The sequence below is a fragment of the Pollutimonas nitritireducens genome, assembly GCF_002849615.1.
Taxonomy (GTDB): domain Bacteria; phylum Pseudomonadota; class Gammaproteobacteria; order Burkholderiales; family Burkholderiaceae_B; genus Pollutimonas; species Pollutimonas nitritireducens.
On the sequence record NZ_PDNV01000038.1, the window covers coordinates 1 to 250 of the forward strand.

General features: G+C 52.8%; 1 pseudogene. It reads left to right on the forward strand.

The features are described 5' to 3' along the window. Positions 1–125 precede the first annotated feature (125 nt). Positions 126–250 (forward strand): annotated as a pseudogene (locus CR155_RS20595) (transposase); the annotation flags it as partial.

Genomic DNA, 250 nt, shown 5'->3' on the forward strand with positions numbered 1-250 from the left:
ACGCCGTGCATATGGCTTCAGGAACTTTGAGAATTACCGCATGAGAGTCTTGGCTCAATGCGGTTGGAACGGTGTGATCAACCGTGTCTGATGAATGCCCATCCCCCGTTAATGGGGAAGAGCCCTGGTTGGAGCCGATCGTGCGCATGTGGCGCTTTACCAAGTCCAACGGCATCACCGAGGGCTTCCACACTAAAATGGAAATGCTCTCACGCCGTGCATATGGCTTCAGGAACTTTGAGAATTACCG